This window comes from Microbacterium sp. F2E, from assembly GCF_020905435.1.
GTDB classification, from domain to species: Bacteria; Actinomycetota; Actinomycetes; order Actinomycetales; family Microbacteriaceae; genus Microbacterium; species Microbacterium lacticum.
This window is the reverse complement of record NZ_JAJJIB010000011.1, coordinates 18,120-37,520: the sequence shown is the minus strand read 5'-3', so window position 1 is coordinate 37,520 and position 19,401 is coordinate 18,120. Positions and strand designations below refer to the sequence as shown.

Annotated in this window: 24 protein-coding genes and 1 pseudogene; all 25 read left to right on the top strand. The window is 68.7% G+C overall.

From position 1 onward, the window contains the following. The first annotated feature begins 42 nt into the window (after nt 1-42). The 25 genes and pseudogenes from LOK55_RS09770 (at nt 43) to LOK55_RS09655 (ending at nt 19,399) form a co-directional block, all read left to right on the top strand. Nucleotides 43-453 (top strand): DUF779 domain-containing protein, encoded by a 411-nt coding sequence (locus LOK55_RS09770; RefSeq protein ID WP_229935227.1) that lies wholly within the window; start codon nt 43-45, stop codon nt 451-453. Between the two features lie 215 nt (nt 454-668). Continuing rightward, nucleotides 669-2,300 (top strand): ABC transporter substrate-binding protein, encoded by a 1,632-nt coding sequence (locus LOK55_RS09765; RefSeq protein WP_229935226.1) that lies wholly within the window; start codon nt 669-671, stop codon nt 2,298-2,300. 109 nt (nt 2,301-2,409) lie between these two features. Continuing rightward, on the top strand, nt 2,410-3,510 hold the full coding sequence (locus tag LOK55_RS09760; protein ID WP_229935225.1) for an ABC transporter permease: 1,101 nt from the start codon (nt 2,410-2,412) through the stop codon (nt 3,508-3,510). 1 nt (nt 3,511) lies between these two features. Then, on the top strand, nt 3,512-4,525 hold the full coding sequence (locus LOK55_RS09755) for an ABC transporter permease (protein WP_229935224.1): 1,014 nt from the start codon (nt 3,512-3,514) through the stop codon (nt 4,523-4,525). Next, entirely contained in the window at nt 4,525-6,198 is a 1,674-nt protein-coding gene (locus LOK55_RS09750; RefSeq protein ID WP_229935223.1) for an ABC transporter ATP-binding protein, read from the top strand. Before LOK55_RS09755 ends, LOK55_RS09750 begins: the two co-directional genes overlap by 1 nt. Before the next feature lie 70 nt (nt 6,199-6,268). Further along, complete coding sequence (locus tag LOK55_RS09745; RefSeq protein ID WP_229935222.1) at nt 6,269-6,469, top strand: DUF1211 domain-containing protein; 201 nt, start codon at nt 6,269-6,271, stop codon at nt 6,467-6,469. Nucleotides 6,470-6,613: 144 nt separating this feature from the next. Beyond that, entirely contained in the window at nt 6,614-6,952 is a 339-nt protein-coding gene (gene rpsF, locus LOK55_RS09740; protein WP_206693945.1) for a 30S ribosomal protein S6, read from the top strand. A 6-nt stretch (nt 6,953-6,958) separates the two neighbouring features. After that, nucleotides 6,959-7,459 carry a single-stranded DNA-binding protein gene (locus LOK55_RS09735; RefSeq protein ID WP_229935221.1) on the top strand — a complete coding sequence of 167 codons (501 nt, stop codon included), beginning with the start codon at nt 6,959-6,961 and terminating at the stop codon, nt 7,457-7,459. 71 nt (nt 7,460-7,530) lie between these two features. Continuing rightward, nucleotides 7,531-7,785 (top strand): 30S ribosomal protein S18, encoded by a 255-nt coding sequence (gene rpsR / locus LOK55_RS09730; RefSeq protein ID WP_005054609.1) that lies wholly within the window; start codon nt 7,531-7,533, stop codon nt 7,783-7,785. Between the two features lie 12 nt (nt 7,786-7,797). After that, the gene (rplI, locus tag LOK55_RS09725) at nt 7,798-8,250 is read left to right on the top strand and encodes a 50S ribosomal protein L9 (RefSeq protein WP_229935220.1); all 453 of its coding nucleotides are present in this window, start codon (nt 7,798-7,800) and stop codon (nt 8,248-8,250) included. Nucleotides 8,251-8,297: 47 nt separating this feature from the next. Further along, complete coding sequence (locus LOK55_RS09720; RefSeq protein ID WP_229935219.1) at nt 8,298-8,462, top strand: hypothetical protein; 165 nt, start codon at nt 8,298-8,300, stop codon at nt 8,460-8,462. Nucleotides 8,463-8,876: 414 nt separating this feature from the next. Beyond that, entirely contained in the window at nt 8,877-10,256 is a 1,380-nt protein-coding gene (gene dnaB, locus LOK55_RS09715; protein ID WP_229935218.1) for a replicative DNA helicase, read from the top strand. Nucleotides 10,257-10,394: 138 nt separating this feature from the next. Next, the gene (locus LOK55_RS14090) at nt 10,395-10,523 is read left to right on the top strand and encodes a hypothetical protein (protein ID WP_268252486.1); all 129 of its coding nucleotides are present in this window, start codon (nt 10,395-10,397) and stop codon (nt 10,521-10,523) included. A gap of 116 nt (nt 10,524-10,639) precedes the next feature. Further along, nucleotides 10,640-11,041 (top strand): annotated as a pseudogene (locus tag LOK55_RS09710) (cation-transporting P-type ATPase); the annotation flags it as partial. Between the two features lie 215 nt (nt 11,042-11,256). Further along, nucleotides 11,257-11,709 carry a hypothetical protein gene (locus tag LOK55_RS09705; RefSeq protein ID WP_229935217.1) on the top strand — a complete coding sequence of 151 codons (453 nt, stop codon included), beginning with the start codon at nt 11,257-11,259 and terminating at the stop codon, nt 11,707-11,709. A gap of 90 nt (nt 11,710-11,799) precedes the next feature. Then, the gene (locus LOK55_RS09700) at nt 11,800-12,468 is read left to right on the top strand and encodes a thioredoxin domain-containing protein (protein ID WP_076688290.1); all 669 of its coding nucleotides are present in this window, start codon (nt 11,800-11,802) and stop codon (nt 12,466-12,468) included. Then, a complete protein-coding gene (locus LOK55_RS09695) occupies nt 12,468-13,487 on the top strand; it encodes an NAD(P)-binding domain-containing protein (protein WP_229935216.1) in 1,020 nt (339 codons plus the stop codon). Before LOK55_RS09700 ends, LOK55_RS09695 begins: the two co-directional genes overlap by 1 nt. 13 nt (nt 13,488-13,500) lie before the next feature. Next, nucleotides 13,501-14,217: a copper resistance CopC family protein gene (locus tag LOK55_RS09690; protein WP_048809232.1), complete on the top strand. Its 717-nt coding sequence runs from the start codon at nt 13,501-13,503 to the stop codon at nt 14,215-14,217. Beyond that, entirely contained in the window at nt 14,214-14,489 is a 276-nt protein-coding gene (locus LOK55_RS09685) for a zf-TFIIB domain-containing protein (protein WP_045246902.1), read from the top strand. The genes LOK55_RS09690 and LOK55_RS09685 overlap by 4 nt, the downstream gene beginning before the upstream one ends. 77 nt (nt 14,490-14,566) lie before the next feature. Next, on the top strand, nt 14,567-15,100 hold the full coding sequence (locus tag LOK55_RS09680) for a signal peptidase II (RefSeq protein ID WP_045246901.1): 534 nt from the start codon (nt 14,567-14,569) through the stop codon (nt 15,098-15,100). Then, nucleotides 15,097-15,432, top strand: coding sequence for a DUF6804 family protein (locus tag LOK55_RS09675; RefSeq protein WP_054679000.1), 336 nt, complete (start codon nt 15,097-15,099; stop codon nt 15,430-15,432). The genes LOK55_RS09680 and LOK55_RS09675 overlap by 4 nt, the downstream gene beginning before the upstream one ends. Further along, complete coding sequence (locus tag LOK55_RS09670; RefSeq protein WP_054679003.1) at nt 15,429-16,028, top strand: TlpA disulfide reductase family protein; 600 nt, start codon at nt 15,429-15,431, stop codon at nt 16,026-16,028. The genes LOK55_RS09675 and LOK55_RS09670 overlap by 4 nt, the downstream gene beginning before the upstream one ends. Then, on the top strand, nt 16,025-16,792 hold the full coding sequence (locus tag LOK55_RS09665) for a cytochrome c biogenesis CcdA family protein (RefSeq protein WP_045246898.1): 768 nt from the start codon (nt 16,025-16,027) through the stop codon (nt 16,790-16,792). Before LOK55_RS09670 ends, LOK55_RS09665 begins: the two co-directional genes overlap by 4 nt. After that, complete coding sequence (locus LOK55_RS09660; protein WP_045246897.1) at nt 16,773-18,461, top strand: cytochrome c biogenesis protein ResB; 1,689 nt, start codon at nt 16,773-16,775, stop codon at nt 18,459-18,461. Before LOK55_RS09665 ends, LOK55_RS09660 begins: the two co-directional genes overlap by 20 nt. Beyond that, nucleotides 18,458-19,399 carry a cytochrome c oxidase assembly protein gene (locus tag LOK55_RS09655; protein ID WP_229935215.1) on the top strand — a complete coding sequence of 314 codons (942 nt, stop codon included), beginning with the start codon at nt 18,458-18,460 and terminating at the stop codon, nt 19,397-19,399. The genes LOK55_RS09660 and LOK55_RS09655 overlap by 4 nt, the downstream gene beginning before the upstream one ends. Nucleotides 19,400-19,401 lie beyond the last annotated feature (2 nt).

Genomic DNA, 19,401 nt, shown 5'->3' with positions numbered 1-19,401 from the left:
ACCGCGTGTCGCGACCCCTCGCGGGCGATCGAAGGACGATCCATGACCACCACACTCAGCAGGGTCGCAGTCACCGACGCTGCGGCGGCCCTGCTGCGCCAACTGACGGCGCAACACGGGCTGCTGATGTTCCACCAGTCCGGCGGATGCTGCGACGGCAGCGCCCCCATGTGTTACCCGGTGGGGATGTTCCTCACCGGGCCGTCGGACGTGAAGCTCGGCGACCTCGATATCGGCCTCCCTCCGACGGGCCCAGGGACCGGGGCCGTCGAGGTCTTCATCTCTGCCGCGCAGTTCGAGTACTGGAGGTACACCCACCTGACCATCGACGTCGTGCCGGGGCGGGGCGCGGGATTCAGCGTCGAGGGGCCGACGGGCAACCGGTTCATCATCCGCAGCCGCATGCTGACGGATGCCGAGTTGGCGGCCTTCGGCCTGGCATCCGCCACCTGACACCGCCGGCGAGGCACCTGACACCTCCCCGGCTCTGCTGCCGCGGGCCGAGGGATGCCACGCCCGCCCGTCACCACGCGCGCGTGACATCCGTCACGGTTTCAGTCTCGTTACAAAACCCCGCTGCGACACGCGCGCCGACCGCGCCGGGTGAAAGATAGCTGGAACGGATCGTGCGTCCCGTCGCGATCGTCTTCACACAGCAGAGGTAACACATGGCACTGCATCACTCCACGCGCGCGCGCCTCGTCGGCGCCGCGTCGGCGCTCGGCGTCGCCACGCTCCTTCTCGCCGGCTGCGCCGGCGGCGGCTCGTCGGACGCCACCGGCGACTCGTCGAGCGAGGCGATCATCGTCGGCACCACCGACAAGGTCACGACCCTCGACCCGGCCGGTTCGTACGACAACGGCTCGCTCGCCGTGCAGACCCAGGTCTTCCCGTACCTGGTCAACACCGACTACAACTCCACCGAGGTCGTGCCCGACCTCGCCGAGTCGGCCGAGTTCACCGCGCCGAACGAGTACACCGTGAAGCTCCCCGCGGGCCTCAAGTGGGCCAACGGACACGACCTGACGTCGTCCGACGTGAAGTTCTCGTTCGACCGCAACCTCAAGATCGCCGACCCGAACGGCGCCTCGAGCCTGCTGTACAACCTCGACAGCGTCGAGACCCCCGACGACACGACCGTCGTCTTCAAGCTCAAGACGGCCAACGACCAGGTGTTCCCGTTCATCCTGACGAGCTTCCCGGGCGCGATCGTCGACGAAGAGGTCTTCTCCGCCGACGCGGTCACCCCCGACCAGGACATCGTGGACGCCGACGCGTTCGGCGGCCCGTACAAGATCACCTCGTGGGACTTCAACAAGTCGGTCGAGTTCACGCCGAACGAGGACTACCAGGGCCTGCTCGCGGCGCCCGTCAACGCCGGCGTCATCCTCAGCTACTTCGCCGAGTCGTCGAACCTGAAGCTCGCCGTGCAGCAGGGTGACATCGACGTGGCCTACCGCAGCCTGTCGGCCACCGACGTCGACGACCTGAAGGGCAACGACGATGTGAAGGTCGTCGACGGCCCCGGCGGCGAGATCCGCTACATCGTCTTCAACTTCAACACTCAGCCGTACGGCGCGACCACCGCCGAGGCCGACCCGGCCAAGGCGCTCGCCGTCCGCCAGGCCGTCGCCGACCTCGTCGACCGCGAGGCGATCAGCGACCAGGTCTACAAGGGCACCTACACCCCGCTCTACTCCTACGTGCCCGAGGGCTTCACCGGTGCGACTGACGCGCTGAAGGGCCTGTACGGCGACGGCAACGGCGCGCCGGATGCCGCGAAGGCGAAGGCCACGCTCGAGGCCGCCGGTGTCACGACGCCCGTCAAGCTCAGCCTGCAGTACAGCCCCGACCACTACGGCCCCTCGTCGGGTGACGAGTACGCGCTCGTCAAGTCGCAGCTCGAGAAGGACGGCCTGTTCACCGTCGACCTGCAGTCGACCGAGTGGGTGCAGTACTCCAAGGACCGCACCGCCGACGTGTACCCCGCGTACCAGCTCGGCTGGTTCCCGGACTACTCCGACGCCGACAACTACCTGACGCCGTTCTTCCTCGAGAAGAACTTCCTCGGCAACCACTACGTCAACCCGGAGGTCAACGACCTGATCCTCCAGCAGGCGGTCGAGCCGGATGCCGCGAAGCGGACCGCGGAGATCGAGAAGATCCAGGAGCTCGTCGCCGGCGACCTCTCGACGGTGCCGCTGCTGCAGGGCGCACAGGTGGCCGTGACCGGAGCGGATGTCAGCGGGGTGACGCTCGACGCGTCGTTCAAGCTGCGCTTCGCGCCGATCACGAAGTAACACCGCGTATCGACTCGCTCGCTCGGCGACCGGTGGGGTCCACCCCCGGTCGCCGAGCGGGCATCGCCCGGCGAGTCGACGCGCCCTGTCGCACGTAAGGTAAACACCCATGACCACCGATGCCGCGGCGGCTCTCGTCGCCGAGCCGCCGCCCGCCATGGAGGTGCCGCGCCGCCGTCCCGGCAGCGGCGGCCAGCTCTGGCGCTACATCCTGCTCCGCTTCCTGCTGATCTTCCCCACCGTCCTGATCCTCGTCACGCTGGTGTTCTTCCTCATCCGCATGACGGGCGACCCGATCACCGCCGCCCTCGGCGGGCGCCTGCCGGCCGATCAGCTCGCCGAGCGCATCCACGAAGCTGGCTACGACCGCCCCATCTTCGTGCAGTACCTGGAGTACCTCGGGCAGATCGCCCGCTTCGACTTCGGCACCACGATCACCGACAAGCAGCCGGTCGTGCAGGTGATCGCGACCTACGGCCTGGCCACTTTCGAGCTGGTCGTGTACTCGCTCGTCGTCGCCTTCATCGTCGGCATCCCGCTCGGCATGGTCGCCGCGGCGCTCCGCGACCGGTGGCCCGACGCGATCCTGCGCGTGAGCGCCATCCTCTTCTACGCGACGCCCGTCTTCTTCGCGGGCCTCGTCGCCAAGCTCGTCTTCTCGGTGTGGCTCGGCTGGCTGCCGGTGTCGGGACGGGCGAGCGCCCGCACCGAGATCGCGCTGAACCGCGGGGGCGGCGGCACGGGCATCTATCTCATCGACGCGATCGCCAGCGGCAACCCGAACTACGTGTGGGATGTCCTCTCGCACGCGGTCCTGCCCGCGCTGACGCTGGGCCTGCTGACCGCGGGCATCTTCCTGCGCCTCGTGCGCACGAACGTCATCGGCACCTACAACATGCCCTACATCGACGCGGCGCGTTCGCGGGGTGTGCGGGAGCGGCGCCTCGTGCGCACGCACGCCTACAAGCCCGCGCTCATCCCGATCATCACCGTGATCGGCCTGCAGATCGCGCTGATGCTCGGCGGCGCGGTCCTCACCGAGACGACGTTCGAGTGGAAGGGCCTCGGCTTCCAGCTCGCCGCCTACCTCTCCGCGCGCGACTTCGTGGCGGTGCAGGGCATCGTCGCGATGATCGCGATCATCGTCGCCCTCACCAACTTCGCGGTGGATGTCATCGCCGCCTTCATCGACCCGCGAGTGAGGTACTGACATGGCGCAACGCCGCCTGATCGACCGCTCGAGGCTCGAGCGGCTCCCCGTCATCCATCAGCTGCGCCAGAGCGTGGGTCTGCAGCGCGGCATGCTCGTGGCGGGCCTCGTGCTCACCGGGATCTTCCTGCTGTGCGCGCTCCTCGCCCCGTGGATCGCGCCCTACAGCTACAGCCAGCTGAGCGGCGCCGACGGCGCCAACTTCGGCGCGCAGCAGCCGCCGAGCGCGGCGCATCCGCTCGGCACGACCGTCGGCGGGTACGACGTGCTCTCGCGCGTCATCTGGGGTGCGCAGACCGCGCTCATGGTGGTCGTCGTCGCGATCGCGATGTCGGTCGTCCTCGGCATCGTGCTCGGTCTCGTCTCGGGGTACCTCGGTGGCTGGGTCGACCGCGTGCTGGTCGTCGTGGCGGATGCCATCTACGCGTTCCCGACCCTGCTGCTCGCGATCGTCGTGGCCATCGCCATCAACAACGGCCAGTCGGGCCTCTGGCCCGGGATCATGGCGGCCGCGGCATCCATCACGGTCGTCTTCATCCCGCAGTACTTCCGCGTCGTCCGCGCTGAGGTCGTGCGGGTCAAGAGCGAGGCGTTCGTCGAGTCGGCGCGCGTGATCGGGGCATCCACGCCGCGCATCATGTTCCGGCACGTGCTGCGCAACTCCACCCGCACGCTGCCGCTCATCGTGACGCTCAACGCCTCCGAGGCGATCGCGACGCTCGCCGCGCTCGGCTTCCTCGGCTTCGGCATCCAGCCGACCGTCGCGGCCGAGTGGGGGTTCGATCTCAACAAGTCGATCTCCGACGTCGCGGCGGGCATCTGGTGGACGGCGATCCCGCCCGGCATCGCGATCGTGCTGACGATCCTCGGCATCACGCTGATCGGTGAGAGCCTCAACGACCTCGCCGACCCGCGCCTGCGCGCGCGGCGCCGGTCGAAGGCGTCGCAGACCCCCGCCGACGCGGTGGCGGGGCACCAGCCGACCGCGCAGGAGTTCATGGGAGAGGTGCAGTGATGGCCCCGGATGCAGGCAGCGGCCTCGCCGTCGAGATCCGCGATCTCGACGTCACCTTCTCGATCGACGGCGGCGACGTGCACGCGGTGCGGGACGTCTCGCTCGACGTGCGGCCGGGCGAGGTGCTCGCGATCGTCGGCGAATCGGGCAGCGGAAAGACGGTGACCGCGCGGTCGATCCTCGGGCTCCTGCCCGAGACGGCGACGACGCGCGGCGCGGTGATCCTCGACGGGACCGAGGTCGTCGGGCTGTCGGGCGAGCGGCTGCGCGAGATCCGCGGCACGAAGGCCGCGATGATCTTCCAGGAGCCCTCGACGGCGCTGAACCCCGTGTTCACCGTCGGCTGGCAGCTCGCCGAGGGTCTGCGGGCGCACGGCGCGTACTCGAAGAAGCAGGCGCGGGCGAAGGCGATCGAGATGCTCGAGCGGGTCGGCATCCCCGAGCCCGCGCGGCGGGTCGACGACTACCCGCACCAGTTCTCCGGCGGTCAGAAGCAGCGGATCGTCATCGCGATGGCACTCGCCCTCGGCCCGTCGGTGCTGCTGGCCGACGAGCCGACGACCGCGCTCGATGTCACCGTGCAGGCCGAGATCCTCCACCTGCTGCGGCGTCTTCGCGACGAGACCGGCACGGCGATCGTGCTCATCACGCACAACATGGGCGTCGTCGCCGATCTCGCCGACCGCGTCGCGGTCATGCTGAACGGCGAGGTCGTCGAGACGGCGCCCGTCGTCGAGCTGTTCGCCGCGCCGCAGCACGAGTACACGAAGCGCCTGCTCGCCGCCGTGCCGCGCGTGCAGCTGGTCGACCGGCCGCTGCCCGCATCGGCGGATGCCACGGCGACGCCGGTCGTCGAGGCGAAGGGTCTCGTGATCGAGTATCCCGGCCGGCTCGGCAGCCCGACGTTCCGCGCCGTGCAGGGCATCGACTTCTCGATCCGACCCGGCGAGGTGCTGGGGCTCGTCGGCGAGTCGGGCTCCGGCAAGACGACGATCGGGCGGGCGATCGCGGGCCTCACGCCCGTTGCCGGCGGGTCGCTGCGGGTGCTCGACACCGAGATGAACGGGGTGCGGGAGCGGCAGTTCCGGCGACGCCGCAAAGACCTCGGGTTCGTCTTCCAAGACCCGGCGACGAGCTTCAACCCGCTCCTGACGATCGCGCAGTGCGTCGCCGAGCCGCTGATCGTGCACGGCGGGGCGCGGAGCGCGGCCGACGCGCGGGACAAGGTCGACGAGCTGCTCGAGGCGGTGCAGCTGCCGAAAGCGTATGGCGACCGCTTCCCGCACGAGCTGTCGGGCGGGCAGCGTCAGCGCGCGTCGCTCGCGCGTGCGCTGGCGCTCGACCCGAAGCTGCTCGTCGCTGACGAGCCGACGAGCGCCCTCGACGTGTCGGTGCAGGCGCGGGTGCTCGACCTCTTCGCCGAGCTGCAGGACCGGTTCGGGTTCGCGACGCTGTTCATCACGCACGATCTGGCCGTCGTCGACATGCTCGCGCACCGCGTGATCGTGCTGCACCAGGGCCGGATCGCCGAGGAGGGGCCGACCGCCGAGGTGCTCGGCAATCCGCACGACGACTACACGCGCCGGCTCATCGCCTCGCTCCCCGTCCCCGATCCGACGCTGCAGGCCGAGCGCCGCGAGGCCTGGCGGGCGGAGCAGGCCCAGCGGGGCTGAGGGCTGGGGTCGGGGCTGTTGCCCTGGCATCCATGCCGTCACGCTAGCGGCACCCCCGCGCTGGTTCGCGATGCCCGCGGGAAACTACGATCGCCGCAGGGGCAGCGAACCGGACGAGACCGGCGACGAGAAGCTGTACGCGACCGAACGGCCGAAGGCGTTCTTCGACGCCGTCGTCGCGATCGCGATGACGCTGCTGATCCTGCCGCTCATGGAGAGCGTGGGCGACGTGGGCGGACGCCTCCGGCGCCGCGGGCGCCGCATCCGCTAGACTGTTGTGGTTGTCCGTCTGTCCGCGCCCCTCCGGCGTGCGCGGCGGGCACGTGCATCAACCCTCCTGATGCCGGGAAATGCCCGGCATCCGTTCTAGTCCGAAGGAGGTGGGTTAGTGACGCACTCATACCAGTACGAGCTCATGGTCATCCTCGACCCCGAGATCGACGAGCGTCAGGTCGCCCCCAAGCTCGACGGATTCCTCAAGGTGATCACCGGTGACGGTGGCACGATCGAGAACGTCGACGTCTGGGGCAAGCGCCGCCTGGCATACGAGATCCAGAAGAAGAACGAGGGCATCTACGCCGTCGTCAACTTCACCGCGACCAGCGAGGCCACGCAGGAGCTCGACCGTCAGCTCAAGCTGAACGAGCAGATCATGCGCACCAAGGTGCTCCGCGCCGAGGAGGCGATCGCTCAGGTCGCCGCCGAGAAGGAGCGCGCCGAGGCCAAGGCCGCCCGCAAGGCAGCGAAGGCGTAACGGACGATGGCCGGCGAAACCGTCATCACCGTCGTGGGCAACCTCACGGCAGACCCCGAGCTGCGGTACACGCAGAACGGCCTGCCCGTCGCGAACTTCACGATCGCGTCGACGCCCCGCACGTTCGACCGTCAGGCGAACGAGTGGAAGGACGGCGAAGCGCTGTTCCTCCGCGCGTCGGTCTGGCGCGACTTCGCCGAGCACGTCGCAGGTTCCCTCACGAAGGGGATGCGCGTCGTCGCGACCGGTCGTCTGCGCCAGCGCAGCTACCAGGACCGTGAGGGCCAGAACCGCACCGCGATCGAGCTGGAGGTCGACGAGATCGGCCCGTCGCTGCGGTACGCGACGGCCCAGGTCACCCGCGCCGCCTCGAGCGGTGGCGGCGGTGGCGGCGGTCAGCAGGCGCGCCCGCAGGTGCAGCAGGAGGAGCCGTGGGCGACCCCCGGTTCCGCCGCTCCGGATGCCTGGTCGGCTCCGGGCTCCTACGGCGACGACACGCCGTTCTGATCCGCACGCGCGGCTCGGAAACCGTACAGATCTCGGATGCCTCGGCATCCACACAACGTTAAGGAAAAACAATGGCTGGAAAGGCTACCGGCGATCGCCGCAAGCCGCGGAAGGGCGCGAAGAACGCCGCTCCCGCGAAGGCGATCCGCGTCGGCGTCATCGACTACAAGGATGTCGCGACGCTTCGCAAGTTCATCTCGGAGCGCGGCAAGATCCGCGCCCGTCGTATCACCGGTGTCTCGGTGCAGGAGCAGCGTCTGATCGCCAAGGCGATCAAGAACGCGCGCGAAATGGCGCTCCTGCCTTACGCCGGCGCTGGCCGCTAAGGAGCACCCATCATGGCAAAGCTGATTCTCACGAACGAGGTTGCCGGGCTCGGAAGCGCCGGTGACGTCATCGAGGTCAAGAACGGGTACGCCCGCAACTACCTCATCCCCCAGGGCTTCGCCGTGGCCTGGACCCGTGGTGGCGAGAAGCAGGTGGCATCCATCCGTGCCGCCCGTGACGCCCGCGCGATCCACGACCACGAAGAGGCTGTCGCGCTCAAGGACGCCCTCGAGTCGAACAAGGTCAAGCTGTCGGTCAAGGCCGGCAAGGAAGGCCGCCTCTTCGGCGCCGTGAAGACCGCCGACGTGGCCGACGCCGTCAAGGCCGCCGGTCTCGGCGAGCTCGACAAGCGCAAGATCCACATCACCGCGCCGATCAAGGCCACGGGCGAGCACGAGGCGACCGTTCGCCTGCGTGACGACCTGACCGCCGTGATCACCCTGCAGGTGGTTGCCGCGAAGTAACCCTTCGCCGCCGGCACGGATGCCGCGGCCCGCCCCCTCTCGCAGGGGTGCGGGTCGCGGCATCCGCCGTTTCCGGCATCGGCAACGGTCTGTTGAAGGCGATCAACGTCGGCGTCGACCCGTACACGGCCGCGAACATCGGCATCAGCAACGTGATCGGGTGGGATCTCGGCAGCTATCAGCTGCTGAGCAACCTGGTGCTCACCCGTTGACGAGCCCGTCTCCACGGCGGGCGGCGTGGCAGACGCCGAGGGCGGCGGAGCCGCCGCGTCGCGCGAGAATTGACGTTCACGGGGTATTGACAAACTCGCCGATCGGCGGGGTCGTTTTCCGCAGGGTTGTCCCCAACTCGTCCGCGTGGGCACAACCTTCAACCCACACTTCAACCACATTGTGCGTCCACAGGGTGTGAGTGAAGAATCACCTGATCTAACGGGAGAAAATACTTGCGTTGAGGGTGCATCCCGGGCGTTTTCCACACCCGCTGTCCACATGCGGCGCGGCGTTTCGCGCAGACTCTCCACACAGTTATCCACAGGGTGGTTTGCGAGTGTCGGAGGTCGTCCTTAGCGTGGCCTGTGGCCCGGCGAGCGGGGCCGGGGGACACGTGAAGAGAAAGGCGCTGCATGTCGATCGCTGACATCTCTGACGACCGTCTGGGCGGTTCTCCCGACCGACGCAACGAGCGCACGCCGCCGCACGATCTGCTGGCCGAGCAGTCGACGCTCGGGGGCATGCTGCTCTCGGCTGACGCCGTCGCCGACGTCGTCGAGTCGATCCGCGGCACCGACTTCTACGTGCCCAAACACGAACTGATCTTCGAGGCGATCCTGAGCCTCTACTCGCACGGCGAGCCCACCGACGTCGTCGCCGTGACCGACGAGCTGATCAAGACCGGTGACCTCATGCGCGCGGGTGGCGCGGACTACCTGCACTCGTTGACGTCGATCGTGCCGACGGCGGCGAACTCCGCCTACTACGCATCGATCGTGCGTGAGCGTGCGCTGCTGCGGCGACTCGTCGAGGCTGGTACCCGCATCGTGCAAATGGGGTACAACGGTCAGGGCGAGGCGCTCGACCTCGTCAACAATGCGCAGGCCGAGATCTACTCGGTGACCGGCGCCGAGCAGGCCGAAGACTATGTCGCCCTCGAGGTCGCCGTGGGCGCGGCGATCGAGGAGATCGAGGCGGCGCGGGGCCGCGACGGTCAGATGACGGGCATCCCGACCGGCTTCGCCGGCCTCGACCAGCTGACGAACGGACTGCACCCGGGTCAGATGATCGTCGTGGCCGCGCGCCCCGCGATGGGTAAGTCGACGCTCGCGCTCGATTTCGCCCGCGCCGCGGCGATCAAGCACAACCGTCCGACGATCTTCTTCTCGCTGGAGATGGGGCGCAGCGAGATCGCGATGCGCTTGATGAGCGCCGAGGGCGCCGTGCCGCTGCAATCGATGCGGAAGGGGTCGCTCGACTCGCGCGACTGGACGACGATCGCGTCGACCCGCGGGCGCATCAACGACGCTCCGCTGTACATTGACGATTCGCCGAACATGACGCTCGTCGAGATCCGCGCGAAGTGCCGCAAGCTGAAGCAGCGCGTGGGTCTCCAGATGGTCGTGATCGACTACCTGCAGCTGATGACGTCGGGCAAGCGCGTCGAGAGCCGCCAGCAGGAGGTCTCGGAGTTCTCGCGCGCGCTCAAGCTACTCGCGAAAGAACTGCAGGTGCCGGTCATCGCGCTGTCGCAGCTGAACCGTGGTCCCGAGCAGCGCGCCGACAAGAAGCCCGCGATCAGCGACCTGCGTGAGTCGGGCTCGATCGAGCAGGATGCCGACATGGTGATCCTGCTGCACCGCGAAGCCGCCTACGAGAAAGACAGCCCCCGCGCCGGCGAGGCCGACCTGATCGTCGCGAAGCACCGCAACGGCCCGACCGACACCGTGACGGTGGCCTTCCAGGGCCACTTCTCCCGGTTCACCGACATGGCGCCGGGGGACTTCGGGTAGTGAAGTGTAGGTTTTTTTTGAAGTTGTCCATTTCGCAGATGAAATGTCCACCATGTGTCCATATGGACATTTCGGTCCATCCTGCCCCGGTCGCACCCAGCTAGATACATTTGGACTGAGGAGCGAGGGGATCGACTGATGCTCGGGTATGACGCGCACGTGCACGAGGTCCGCTCAGGGATCAGCGAGCAGGACCTTCGTCGCATCGGCGAGATTCCGTATGGAAAGCGGAAGAGCTACCTCGGCACGCTCATCTCGCGCCGTTGAAGGTTCTCGATGGAAATGACGAATTCTCAGGGGAGGTGTCGGACAAGTGTCGGATCCGACAGATCGGTAAGAAATGAGGGGTTCGGCGAACGATGGCGCTGCCTCTCGCCGTCACGCAGCGGCCGACCGCGATGGTCGGCGACGGCATCAACGACGCCCCGGCACTGGCGACGGCGACGGTCGGGATCGCGATGGGTGTGAAAGGCTCCGCGGCGGCGATCGAGTCCGCCGACGTCGCCTTCATCGGCCACGACCTCTGCCTCATCCCGGGCGCCCTCGCCCTCGCCCGCCGCGGCCGACGCATCATGACCGCCAACATCAGTCTGGCTCTGGCGATCATCGTCGCGCTGTTCCCGCTCGCCCTGTTCGGCATCCTCGGGCTCGCCGGCGTCGTGCTGGTGCATGAGATCGCCGAGGTCGTCGTCATCCTCAATGGCGTCCGCGCCGCCCGTCGCCCCGCTGCGCTACGGCAACTCGCCGCGGTGCCCGCTTGCGAGCCCGAACCCGCCCACGCCTGACCACCGCCCCCTCGCCCCGCGGTGGCAGAACACCACCCGACTTGGAATCGGCCCTTGTGAAGACCCCCATCAAAGCCACTTTCGCCACCGTTGCCGTCGTCATCGTCCTGGTTGACCGGCAAGCCGCGCCGGACCCGGCCGATGCTGCCGGCGCTCCGGTGCTCGGGTGAATCGGGCGCAGAGTGGGTTTAGGTGCGCACGGTAGGCTGTTGGCGATGGTCTCTTCGGCCCGGACTCCGCGCTCCGTGACGCTGAATGAGCAACTGTTGATAATGAGGCTCATTACCAGCGTCGGTTTGGCGTTGCTGTTGATGCTGGGTCTGGCAGCGACGGCTCACACGGAGGCGGACGGTTCGACTCCTGTTCCGCTGGTGATTTCTGGGTTGATGGACCCGCATGTCGAGCCTGTGGCTGATGCTCCGGCTGAGCATGAGGCGGTCGCCGGCGGAGGCTTTTCGGGGTCGAACGCGTTGGTGGGCGCTGCGCTGTGCATGCTGGGCGTGTTGTGCGGGCTGACGTTCATGGTGGTGCTGCGAGGACTGTGGCGTCGGCGGATACCTCCGGTGCTCGGTGACGGACCACGAAGGCCTTCGCTGCTTCCGGCGCCGGCCGCCCGTGCTCACCCGATCGTCTTCTCGCTGACGCAGTTGGGTCTTTCCCGAACCTGACATTTGGCACGCCGCCCTTCCGGGTGGCGCTTCGTCCCGGGCTGCGTGCCCGGGTTCTGTCCTGTGCCGTGTCTTGGTTTGGAGTACCCGATGAAAACCCCTGTGAAGGCGACACTCGTCACCATAGCCGTAGTGGTGGTGATGGTGGTCGCCGCGTTGATCTACGTCCTTGTCAATCAGAGCCAGACCGCTCCACCTTCATCGGGGGGCGGTGACGCATCCCCGCAGGTGGTGCGAGAGAGCTCGCATGTCCTCGACGACGGCGGGGAGGGCGCTGTCACCCTGGTCGAGTTCCTCGACTTCGAGTGCGAGGCGTGTGGCGCGTTCTTCCCGATCGTGGAGGATCTGCGGGAGCAGTTCGCGGGGGAGATCACATATGTGGTCCGCTACTTCCCGCTGCCGGGCCATTTCAACTCCAAGAACGCGGCGGTCGCAGCGGAAGCGGCCGCGCAACAGGACCGGTTCGAGGACATGTATGTCCGGCTGTTCGAGACGCAAGCGGAGTGGGGAGAGGCGCAGGAATCTCGCGCCGACCTGTTCCGCGGCTTCGCGGAGGAGATCGGTCTGGACATGGCCGCCTATGACGCCGCCGTGGCGGACCCGGCCACGACGGAGCGGGTGGAGCTGGACTTCGAGGAGGGCCAGGCGCTCGGCGTGAGCAGCACACCGACGTTCTTCCTCGACGGTGAGCTGCTCGAGCTGCAGGAGTGGGACGACCTCGAGAACGCCATCCAGGCTGCGGTGAACGGTGGCCAGTGATGAGGGCGGGTTTGACGCATCGGCGGGCGATCATCGTCGGCGCCGGGCAGTCCGGGCTCGCGGTTGCCGCGGCTCTGAGCGCGGAAGGGCTGCGGCCGCAGCACGAGTTCGTGGTGATCGACGCCGCCAGCACGGGGCAGCGTTCCTGGTCCTCACGGTGGCATTCGATGGAGCTTCTCAGCGACGCCCGGCATAGCGCGCTGTCTCCGCGGCGGCTGCTGGGGGACCAGCGCCGGCATCCGCGAGTGGACGAGATGGCGGACTACCTCACCTTCGTGGAAGCCGGGCTGGGCGTGGAGACGGTCTGGGGCATCCAGGCGACCGGGGTGGAGCACCGCGGGAATGGTTCGACTTTGCTGCTGTCGACGACGGCAGGGGAGGTGCAGACCCGCAACGTGATCTGCGCGACGGGCGCGGCCGCGCACCCGCGGATTCCGGAATGGGCACCCCGATTGACGGTGCCCGGGGTAGTGCTGCACAGCAGCGAGTACCTGTACCCGAAGCAGATCCCCGTCGGCGACCTCCTCATCGTGGGCGGCGGGAACAGCGGCGTGCAGCTGGCCCGCGAACTGTCCGCGTCGCACACCGTGACGCTGTCCGTGCGAACCCGGCGGCAGCATCGCCCCGCGATGAGCTATCCCGCCGCGGCGGGGGAGAGGGTGCCGCTGTTCTCGCGGGAGCGTCGCCCCGAGCCGATCTTCGGCGACAGCTATGAGCAGCTGCGCCGCGTCGGGGTCACGATCGCAGCTGCGGTGCAGGACGCGGCCGGCGCCGGGGTGACCTTCGCCGATGGCACGCAGGCATCCCCCCGCTCGGTGATCCTCGCCACCGGCTACACCCCTGGCGACGACTGGCTCCCGGAACCGGCCCGCGTCGACCGGCCGCGGCGCACCCTGACCGGCCTGCCCGGGCTGTTCGTGGCGGGGATGCCGCAGTACGGCGGCCGCGGCTCCGACACCCTCGCCGGGGTCTGGAAAGACGCGACGACGATCGCCCAGCACATCATCAACCGGCCCTGAAAGGACCACCGCCTTGACCACCGTCACCGACCACGAACACCCGCACCGATCCGGCTCACGGAGACGCATCCTCCTCCTGTCCACTCTGACGACGCTGCTGCTGGCCGCCGGGCTCCTGTTCGCCACCGCGGCGCCCGCAGCCGCGCACGATGAGATCGTCTCCTCCTCCCCGGAAGCCGGATCCACGGTCAGCGTGGTCCCGGAGGAGATTTCGCTGACGTTCAGCGGCGAGATCCTCACCGATTTCAGCGCCGTGATCATTGAGGTGGTCGCCCCGGACGGGCAGAACATCGCATCGGGGGATCCGGTCATCGACGGGACCACGGTCACCCAGGCGGTGACGCCTGGTCAGGCGGGCGTGTACACGGTGCGGTGGCGGGTCGTGTCCAGCGACGGGCACCCGATCAGCAACGAGTACCAGTACACCGTCGAAGCGGTCACCGTCCCCACCAGCGCCCCTACCCCCGAAGCGACCGAGGAGCAGACACCCGACCCGTCTCCCACATCTGCCGCCAATACGTCCGGAGAGGTTCACAACGGGCCATCCGGAGGTGGGGAACTCCTCCCCGTCCTTGCGGTCCTGAGTGGCGTAATCGTGCTGGGCGGCGCGCTGGTGGTCGTGCTCATGGTGGCCAGAGAGCGTCGTCGCCGCGACCGAGCAGCCGCGGCCGCGGCCGCCGCGGATGGTGGAACCGCCGACGACCAGCAACAGAAGGAGAACCCCTCATGAAATGTCCGGTCGACGGGACCGCCCTGCTGATCACGGAACGCTCCGGGGTCGAGATCGACTACTGCCCGCAGTGCCGGGGCGTCTGGCTGGACCGTGGCGAGCTCGACAAGATCATCGACCGCGCCGCCGACCTTGCCGGCGGCGGCCGGCAAACCAGCACCGCCCCCTATCCGCGCGAGGGCGACCACCGTTCTGACCGCGACAGGGATCATCACGGTCGCTCCGGGCGTCGGCGGAAGGAAGGGTTCCTCGGTGACCTCTTCGACTTCTGACACCAAAAACCTCTTCCTGATAGCCGGTCTGATGACCGGGTTATCAGCGGCCCTCGCGAACGCAGGAGGAGCCGCTGATGGTTCGTGAGCAGACCCGGCGGTTCGCGGTCGCGTGCCTGGCCGCCGCTGTGGTGGTCCTGGTCGACCAGGCGACGAAGGCGGCCGCACTGGGAGGGTTGAGTCAGGAGGAGCGGATCCCGCTGCTGGGGGATCTGCTCGGGCTGCAGCTCGCGTTCAACCCCGGCGCGATCCTCTCCCTCGGAGCCGGGGTCACCGGGCTGCTCACTCTCCTCGGGGTCGGTGCCGTGGTGCTGCTGGTCGTCGCCGCCGCGCGGGCGCGGACCGGATGGTGGGCGATGGGGATCGGCCTGATCCTCGGGGGCGCGATCGGGAACCTGATCGACCGGCTGTTCTCCCCCCCTGGGTTCGGGGTCGGGCACGTCACCGACTTCCTCGCCTACGGGAACCTGTTCATCGGCAACCTCGCCGACGTCGCCCTCGGTGCCGGCGTCATCGTCCTCGGCCTGAGCCTGTGGACCCGACACCGCCGCTCCCGCGTCAGCGCGGACAGCGCGGCGCCTGCGACGGGCTCCGTGGTGAGCGGGTCATGATGGCGAAGCAGCGGACCCCGTCCGTATACCAGCGCAACGCGTTCGCGCCGGGGCTGCTCGCGGCGGCGGTGTTGTTCCTCGCGCCGGTACTGATGGGCGGGGACTGGTTCACCGTTGTGCTGTTCGTCGCCGCGATCTTCGCGGTCATCGTGGGGTGGTTCGCGATCCAGGCGCGGCAGTGGTGGTGGTTGCCTGTGTTCGTCGTGATCGCCGTGATTTGGAACCCGGTGTTCCCGTTCCCGTTCACCGGCCCGGTGTGGACTGCGGCGCAGCCGGTCGCCGCGGTCGTGTTCCTGGTCGCCGGCGCCCTGATCAAGGTCAAGCGCGCATGATCCGCCGCCCCGTCCTTGCCGCCATGACGCTGGTCGCGGCGCTGCTGCTGGCCGGGTGCACGTCCAGCGACTCGCTCGCGCAGCAGTACCGGGACGGAAGCGAGAAGGGCTACATCGCCGGTGACTTCCAGATCGTCGAGATCCCGGATGCCGACCGCGGGGAGCCGGTGGTGTTCGAGGGCGTCACCGAGACCGGGGAGACGGTGTCCAGTGACGACTACCGCGGCGGGGTGCTGGTGGTGAACTTCTGGTACGCCGCGTGCGGGCCGTGCATCGTCGAAGCCCCGATGCTCGAGGAGGTCTGGCAGGAGTATCAGGACCAGAGCGTCGCGTTCCTCGGGGTGAACACCTACGACCAGCCAGCCACCGCACTGTCGTTCGCCCGTGACAACAACGTCACCTACCCGAGCGTGATCGACGTGAACGACGGACGGGTCAAGCTCGCGTTCGCGCAGGTCACTCCGATCCAGGCCACCCCCACCACCTTGGTCATCGACCAGGAGGGGCGGGTCGCGGCGCGGATCATCGGGCAGTTGGCCAGCGCGTCGATCCTGTCCACCCTGGTCGCCGACACCCTCGCCGAGGACAGCTCATGAATCCGGGAGCGGTGATCGTCGACGGCGCCCTGTGGGTCGCGATCCCGGTCGCGATCCTCGCCGGGCTGGTGTCGTTCGTGTCCCCGTGCGTGCTGCCGCTGGTGCCTGGCTACCTCGGCTACCTCGGCAGCACCACCACGACGACCGCGGCCCCCACGCTGGACGGGGGGCGCACGGTGACGGCGGAGCGCGCGCGGCTGCTGCTGGGCGTGACATTGTTCATCGCCGGGTTCACCGTGGTGTTCGTCGCCGTCACGATCCTCGGCGGCACCTTCGGGTACCTGCTGCTGCAATACGCCAATGTGCTCACTCGCGTCTTCGGGGTCGTCATCATCGCCCTCGGCCTGGTGTTCCTCGGCTTCTTCGGCATCGCCCAGCGCACCCTCCGCCCTCGCGCCCAGGGTAGGACCGGGCTGATCGGGGCGCCGCTTCTCGGGTTCGCGCTCGGCGTCGGCTGGACCCCCTGTATCGGCCCGACGCTCGCAGCGATCATCTCCATGTCGTGGAACCTCGGTGACCCCGCCCGCGCGGGCCTGCTCGGGCTCGCGTACTCGCTGGGCCTGGGCATCCCGTTCCTGATCCTCGCGGCCGGATGGGGGTGGGCGTCCCGATCGGTGACGTTCCTGCGCCGCCACATCCGCGCCCTGAACATCATCGGCGGGGCCATGCTCATCGCCCTCGGCCTGCTGATGGTGACCGGGCTGTGGACGGCACTGATGTCGCAGCTGCAACAGGTGGTGATCAATGTCCCCCTCCCGCTCTGACACCGGCATCGACGTCACCGCCGACCCGCTACGCCCCGGCGACCACGCCGACAGCGAATCCGCGACGGAGATCACCCAGCCGGCGCTGGGCATCACCGGGTGGTTGCGGTGGGCATGGCGGCAGCTGACCAGCATGCGCACCGCATTGGTCCTGCTGCTGTTCCTCGCGATCGCCGCCGTCCCCGGGTCCCTGTTCCCGCAGCGCAGCGCCGACCCCAACGGTGTCATCCAGTGGGAGCGGGACAACCCTGACGTGTTCCCCCTCGCCGATGCGGTCGGCCTGTTCGACGTGTACCTGTCGCCGTGGTTCTCCGCGATCTATCTGCTGCTGTTCACCTCCCTGATCGGCTGCGTGATCCCGCGCGCCAAGCACCACTACAAGGCGCTCCGCTCCCGCCCCCCTCGCACCCCGGCCCGGCTGTCGCGGCTCTCGGAGTACCGGGAACTGACCTTGCCGAGAGAGGAAGGGAGGACCGACCCGGCCGCGCACGCGATCGACGTCGCGGCAGAGCAGCTGCGCAAGGCCGGATACCGGGTGGAGCGATACGACGCCCGCGGAGCCGCGTCGGTGTCGGCCGAGCGCGGCTACCTGCGCGAGACCGGCAACCTGATCTTCCACGTCGCCCTCGTCGGCGTGCTGGTCTCGGTCGCGATCGGCGGGTCGTTCGCGTATACCGGGCAGCGGGTGGTGGTGGAGGGCACCACGTTCGTGAACGCGCTCAGCGACTACTCCTCGTTCAACCCCGGCCGTTTCGTCGACGGCACGGGCCTTGCACCCTACTCGCTCACCCTCGACGACTTCCAGGTCTCCTACCGGCTGCCCGGCACCCCCGGCGCAGGCCAGGCCGGAGACTTCTCCGCCGACATCACCATCCGCCAACCCGGGCAGGACGATCGGGCGCAGAGCGTGATCGTGAACTACCCGATCACCGTCGACGGCGATCGCATCTACCTGCTCGGCAACGGCTACGCCCCCACCCTCACGATCCGCGACGCCGCCGGCGAGGTGGTGTACAGCGAGTCGCAGCCGTTCCTGCCGCAGGACTCCAACATGACCTCGCTGGGCATCATCAAGATCCCGGACGGGCTGCCCGAACAGGTCGGGCTGGTCGGGTTCTTCTACCCCACCCAGGGGGTGTTGCCCTCCGGCGCGTTCACCTCCGTCTACCCGGACGTGGTCAATCCGGTGCTGACTCTCAACGTGTTCAGCGGGGATCTCGGCATCGACGACGGCACTCCGAGGTCGGTGTACACGCTCGAGGTCGACGGGCTCACCCAGCACACCGGCGGCGACACCGCCGCCGACTCCCTTGAGCTCACCCCCGGCGCCACCGTCGACCTGCCGAACGGGTGGGGCACGATCACCTGGGAGGAGGTCACGGCGGAGGAGCCGGTGAAGCGGTTCGCGTCGCTGCAGATCCAACGCGACCCCAGCAGCGGCTGGGTGCTCGCGTTCTCCGTGCTCGCCACCCTCGGCCTGTTCGCCGGCCTGTTCGTGCCCCGCCGCCGGCTCTGGGTGAAAGCCCGCACCACCCCGGATGGTGTGCACGTCGAGTACGCGGGACTGGCCCGCGGCGAAGACCCCGCTTTGGCGCGCGCCGTCGACGAGTTCGCGACCCGCCACGCGCACGCCCTCGGCGTAGACCAGCCTGCGAAGGACACACCGTGACGACCGTGTGGATCCCGGACGCCCCGCCGACCCTCGGCGGGTTCCTCACCCCGGCCCCGCTTCCGGCTCCGGTGCTACCGCTCCTCGCGGGACTCCTCGCGGTCGCCTACCTGGCCGGTGCGATCCGGATGTGGGTCCGCGGCCGCGGCTGGCCGGTGTGGCGGACGGTCAGCTTCCTGCTCGGCTGCGTCGCCCTCGCCGCGGTCACCGGCCTGGCGGTGGAGAACTTCGGGTACGCCCTGTTCTCGGTGTTCATGTTCCAGCAGCTCACCCTGATGATGGCGATCCCGCCGCTGCTGGTCCTCGGCTCTCCCGGCACCCTGCTGCTGCGCGCCACCCCGCACCACGGCCCAGGTCTCCTGGTGCTCCGCGCCGCGCACGCCGGGCTACGCAGTCGCACCGCACGGTGGCTGCTCAGCCCGTGGCTGGCGGTGCCGCTATACCTGGCCGCGTTTTACGGTCTGTACCTGGCGAACTTCGCCGATCCGATCCTGTCCACCGTCACCGGCCATACCCTCCTCGAGGTCGGGTTCCTGGTCGCCGGGATGCTGTTCACCATCCCGATCCTGTCGTCGGACCCGCTGCCGGTGCGGATGAGCCACGGCGGCCGCGCCCTGGACGTGTTCGCCGAGGCCGCCGTGCACGCCTTCTTCGGCGTCTTCCTGATGATGGCCACCACTACCCTCATCGACGGGTTCGCCGGCCCGACGAGCGCGCTGGGCATCGACCCGATCGAAGACCAGCGCCTCGCCGGCGGGCTGGCCTGGTCCTACGGCGAGGCCCCCACCTTGCTGATGCTCATCTACGTCATGCACCGCTGGTTCCGCGACGACACCGCCCAAGCGGTCGCCGCCGACCGTCGCGCCGACGCACACGGCGACCCTGAGCTCGACGCGTACAACGACTACCTCACCCGACTCCACCAGAAAGACACCTGACC

Coding starts and splice junctions, on each gene's coding strand:
- LOK55_RS09770 (WP_229935227.1), top strand. CDS start 43: ATGACCACCACACTCAGCAGGGTCGCAGTCACCGACGCTGCGGCGGCC.
- LOK55_RS09765 (WP_229935226.1), top strand. CDS start 669: ATGGCACTGCATCACTCCACGCGCGCGCGCCTCGTCGGCGCCGCGTCG.
- LOK55_RS09760 (WP_229935225.1), top strand. CDS start 2,410: ATGACCACCGATGCCGCGGCGGCTCTCGTCGCCGAGCCGCCGCCCGCC.
- LOK55_RS09755 (WP_229935224.1), top strand. CDS start 3,512: ATGGCGCAACGCCGCCTGATCGACCGCTCGAGGCTCGAGCGGCTCCCC.
- LOK55_RS09750 (WP_229935223.1), top strand. CDS start 4,525: ATGGCCCCGGATGCAGGCAGCGGCCTCGCCGTCGAGATCCGCGATCTC.
- LOK55_RS09745 (WP_229935222.1), top strand. CDS start 6,269: ATGCCCGCGGGAAACTACGATCGCCGCAGGGGCAGCGAACCGGACGAG.
- rpsF (WP_206693945.1), top strand. CDS start 6,614: ATGGTCATCCTCGACCCCGAGATCGACGAGCGTCAGGTCGCCCCCAAG.
- LOK55_RS09735 (WP_229935221.1), top strand. CDS start 6,959: ATGGCCGGCGAAACCGTCATCACCGTCGTGGGCAACCTCACGGCAGAC.
- rpsR (WP_005054609.1), top strand. CDS start 7,531: ATGGCTGGAAAGGCTACCGGCGATCGCCGCAAGCCGCGGAAGGGCGCG.
- rplI (WP_229935220.1), top strand. CDS start 7,798: ATGGCAAAGCTGATTCTCACGAACGAGGTTGCCGGGCTCGGAAGCGCC.
- dnaB (WP_229935218.1), top strand. CDS start 8,877: ATGTCGATCGCTGACATCTCTGACGACCGTCTGGGCGGTTCTCCCGAC.
- LOK55_RS14090 (WP_268252486.1), top strand. CDS start 10,395: ATGCTCGGGTATGACGCGCACGTGCACGAGGTCCGCTCAGGGATCAGC.
- LOK55_RS09705 (WP_229935217.1), top strand. CDS start 11,257: ATGGTCTCTTCGGCCCGGACTCCGCGCTCCGTGACGCTGAATGAGCAA.
- LOK55_RS09700 (WP_076688290.1), top strand. CDS start 11,800: ATGAAAACCCCTGTGAAGGCGACACTCGTCACCATAGCCGTAGTGGTG.
- LOK55_RS09695 (WP_229935216.1), top strand. CDS start 12,468: ATGAGGGCGGGTTTGACGCATCGGCGGGCGATCATCGTCGGCGCCGGG.
- LOK55_RS09685 (WP_045246902.1), top strand. CDS start 14,214: ATGAAATGTCCGGTCGACGGGACCGCCCTGCTGATCACGGAACGCTCC.
- LOK55_RS09680 (WP_045246901.1), top strand. CDS start 14,567: ATGGTTCGTGAGCAGACCCGGCGGTTCGCGGTCGCGTGCCTGGCCGCC.
- LOK55_RS09675 (WP_054679000.1), top strand. CDS start 15,097: ATGATGGCGAAGCAGCGGACCCCGTCCGTATACCAGCGCAACGCGTTC.
- LOK55_RS09670 (WP_054679003.1), top strand. CDS start 15,429: ATGATCCGCCGCCCCGTCCTTGCCGCCATGACGCTGGTCGCGGCGCTG.
- LOK55_RS09665 (WP_045246898.1), top strand. CDS start 16,025: ATGAATCCGGGAGCGGTGATCGTCGACGGCGCCCTGTGGGTCGCGATC.
- LOK55_RS09660 (WP_045246897.1), top strand. CDS start 16,773: ATGTCCCCCTCCCGCTCTGACACCGGCATCGACGTCACCGCCGACCCG.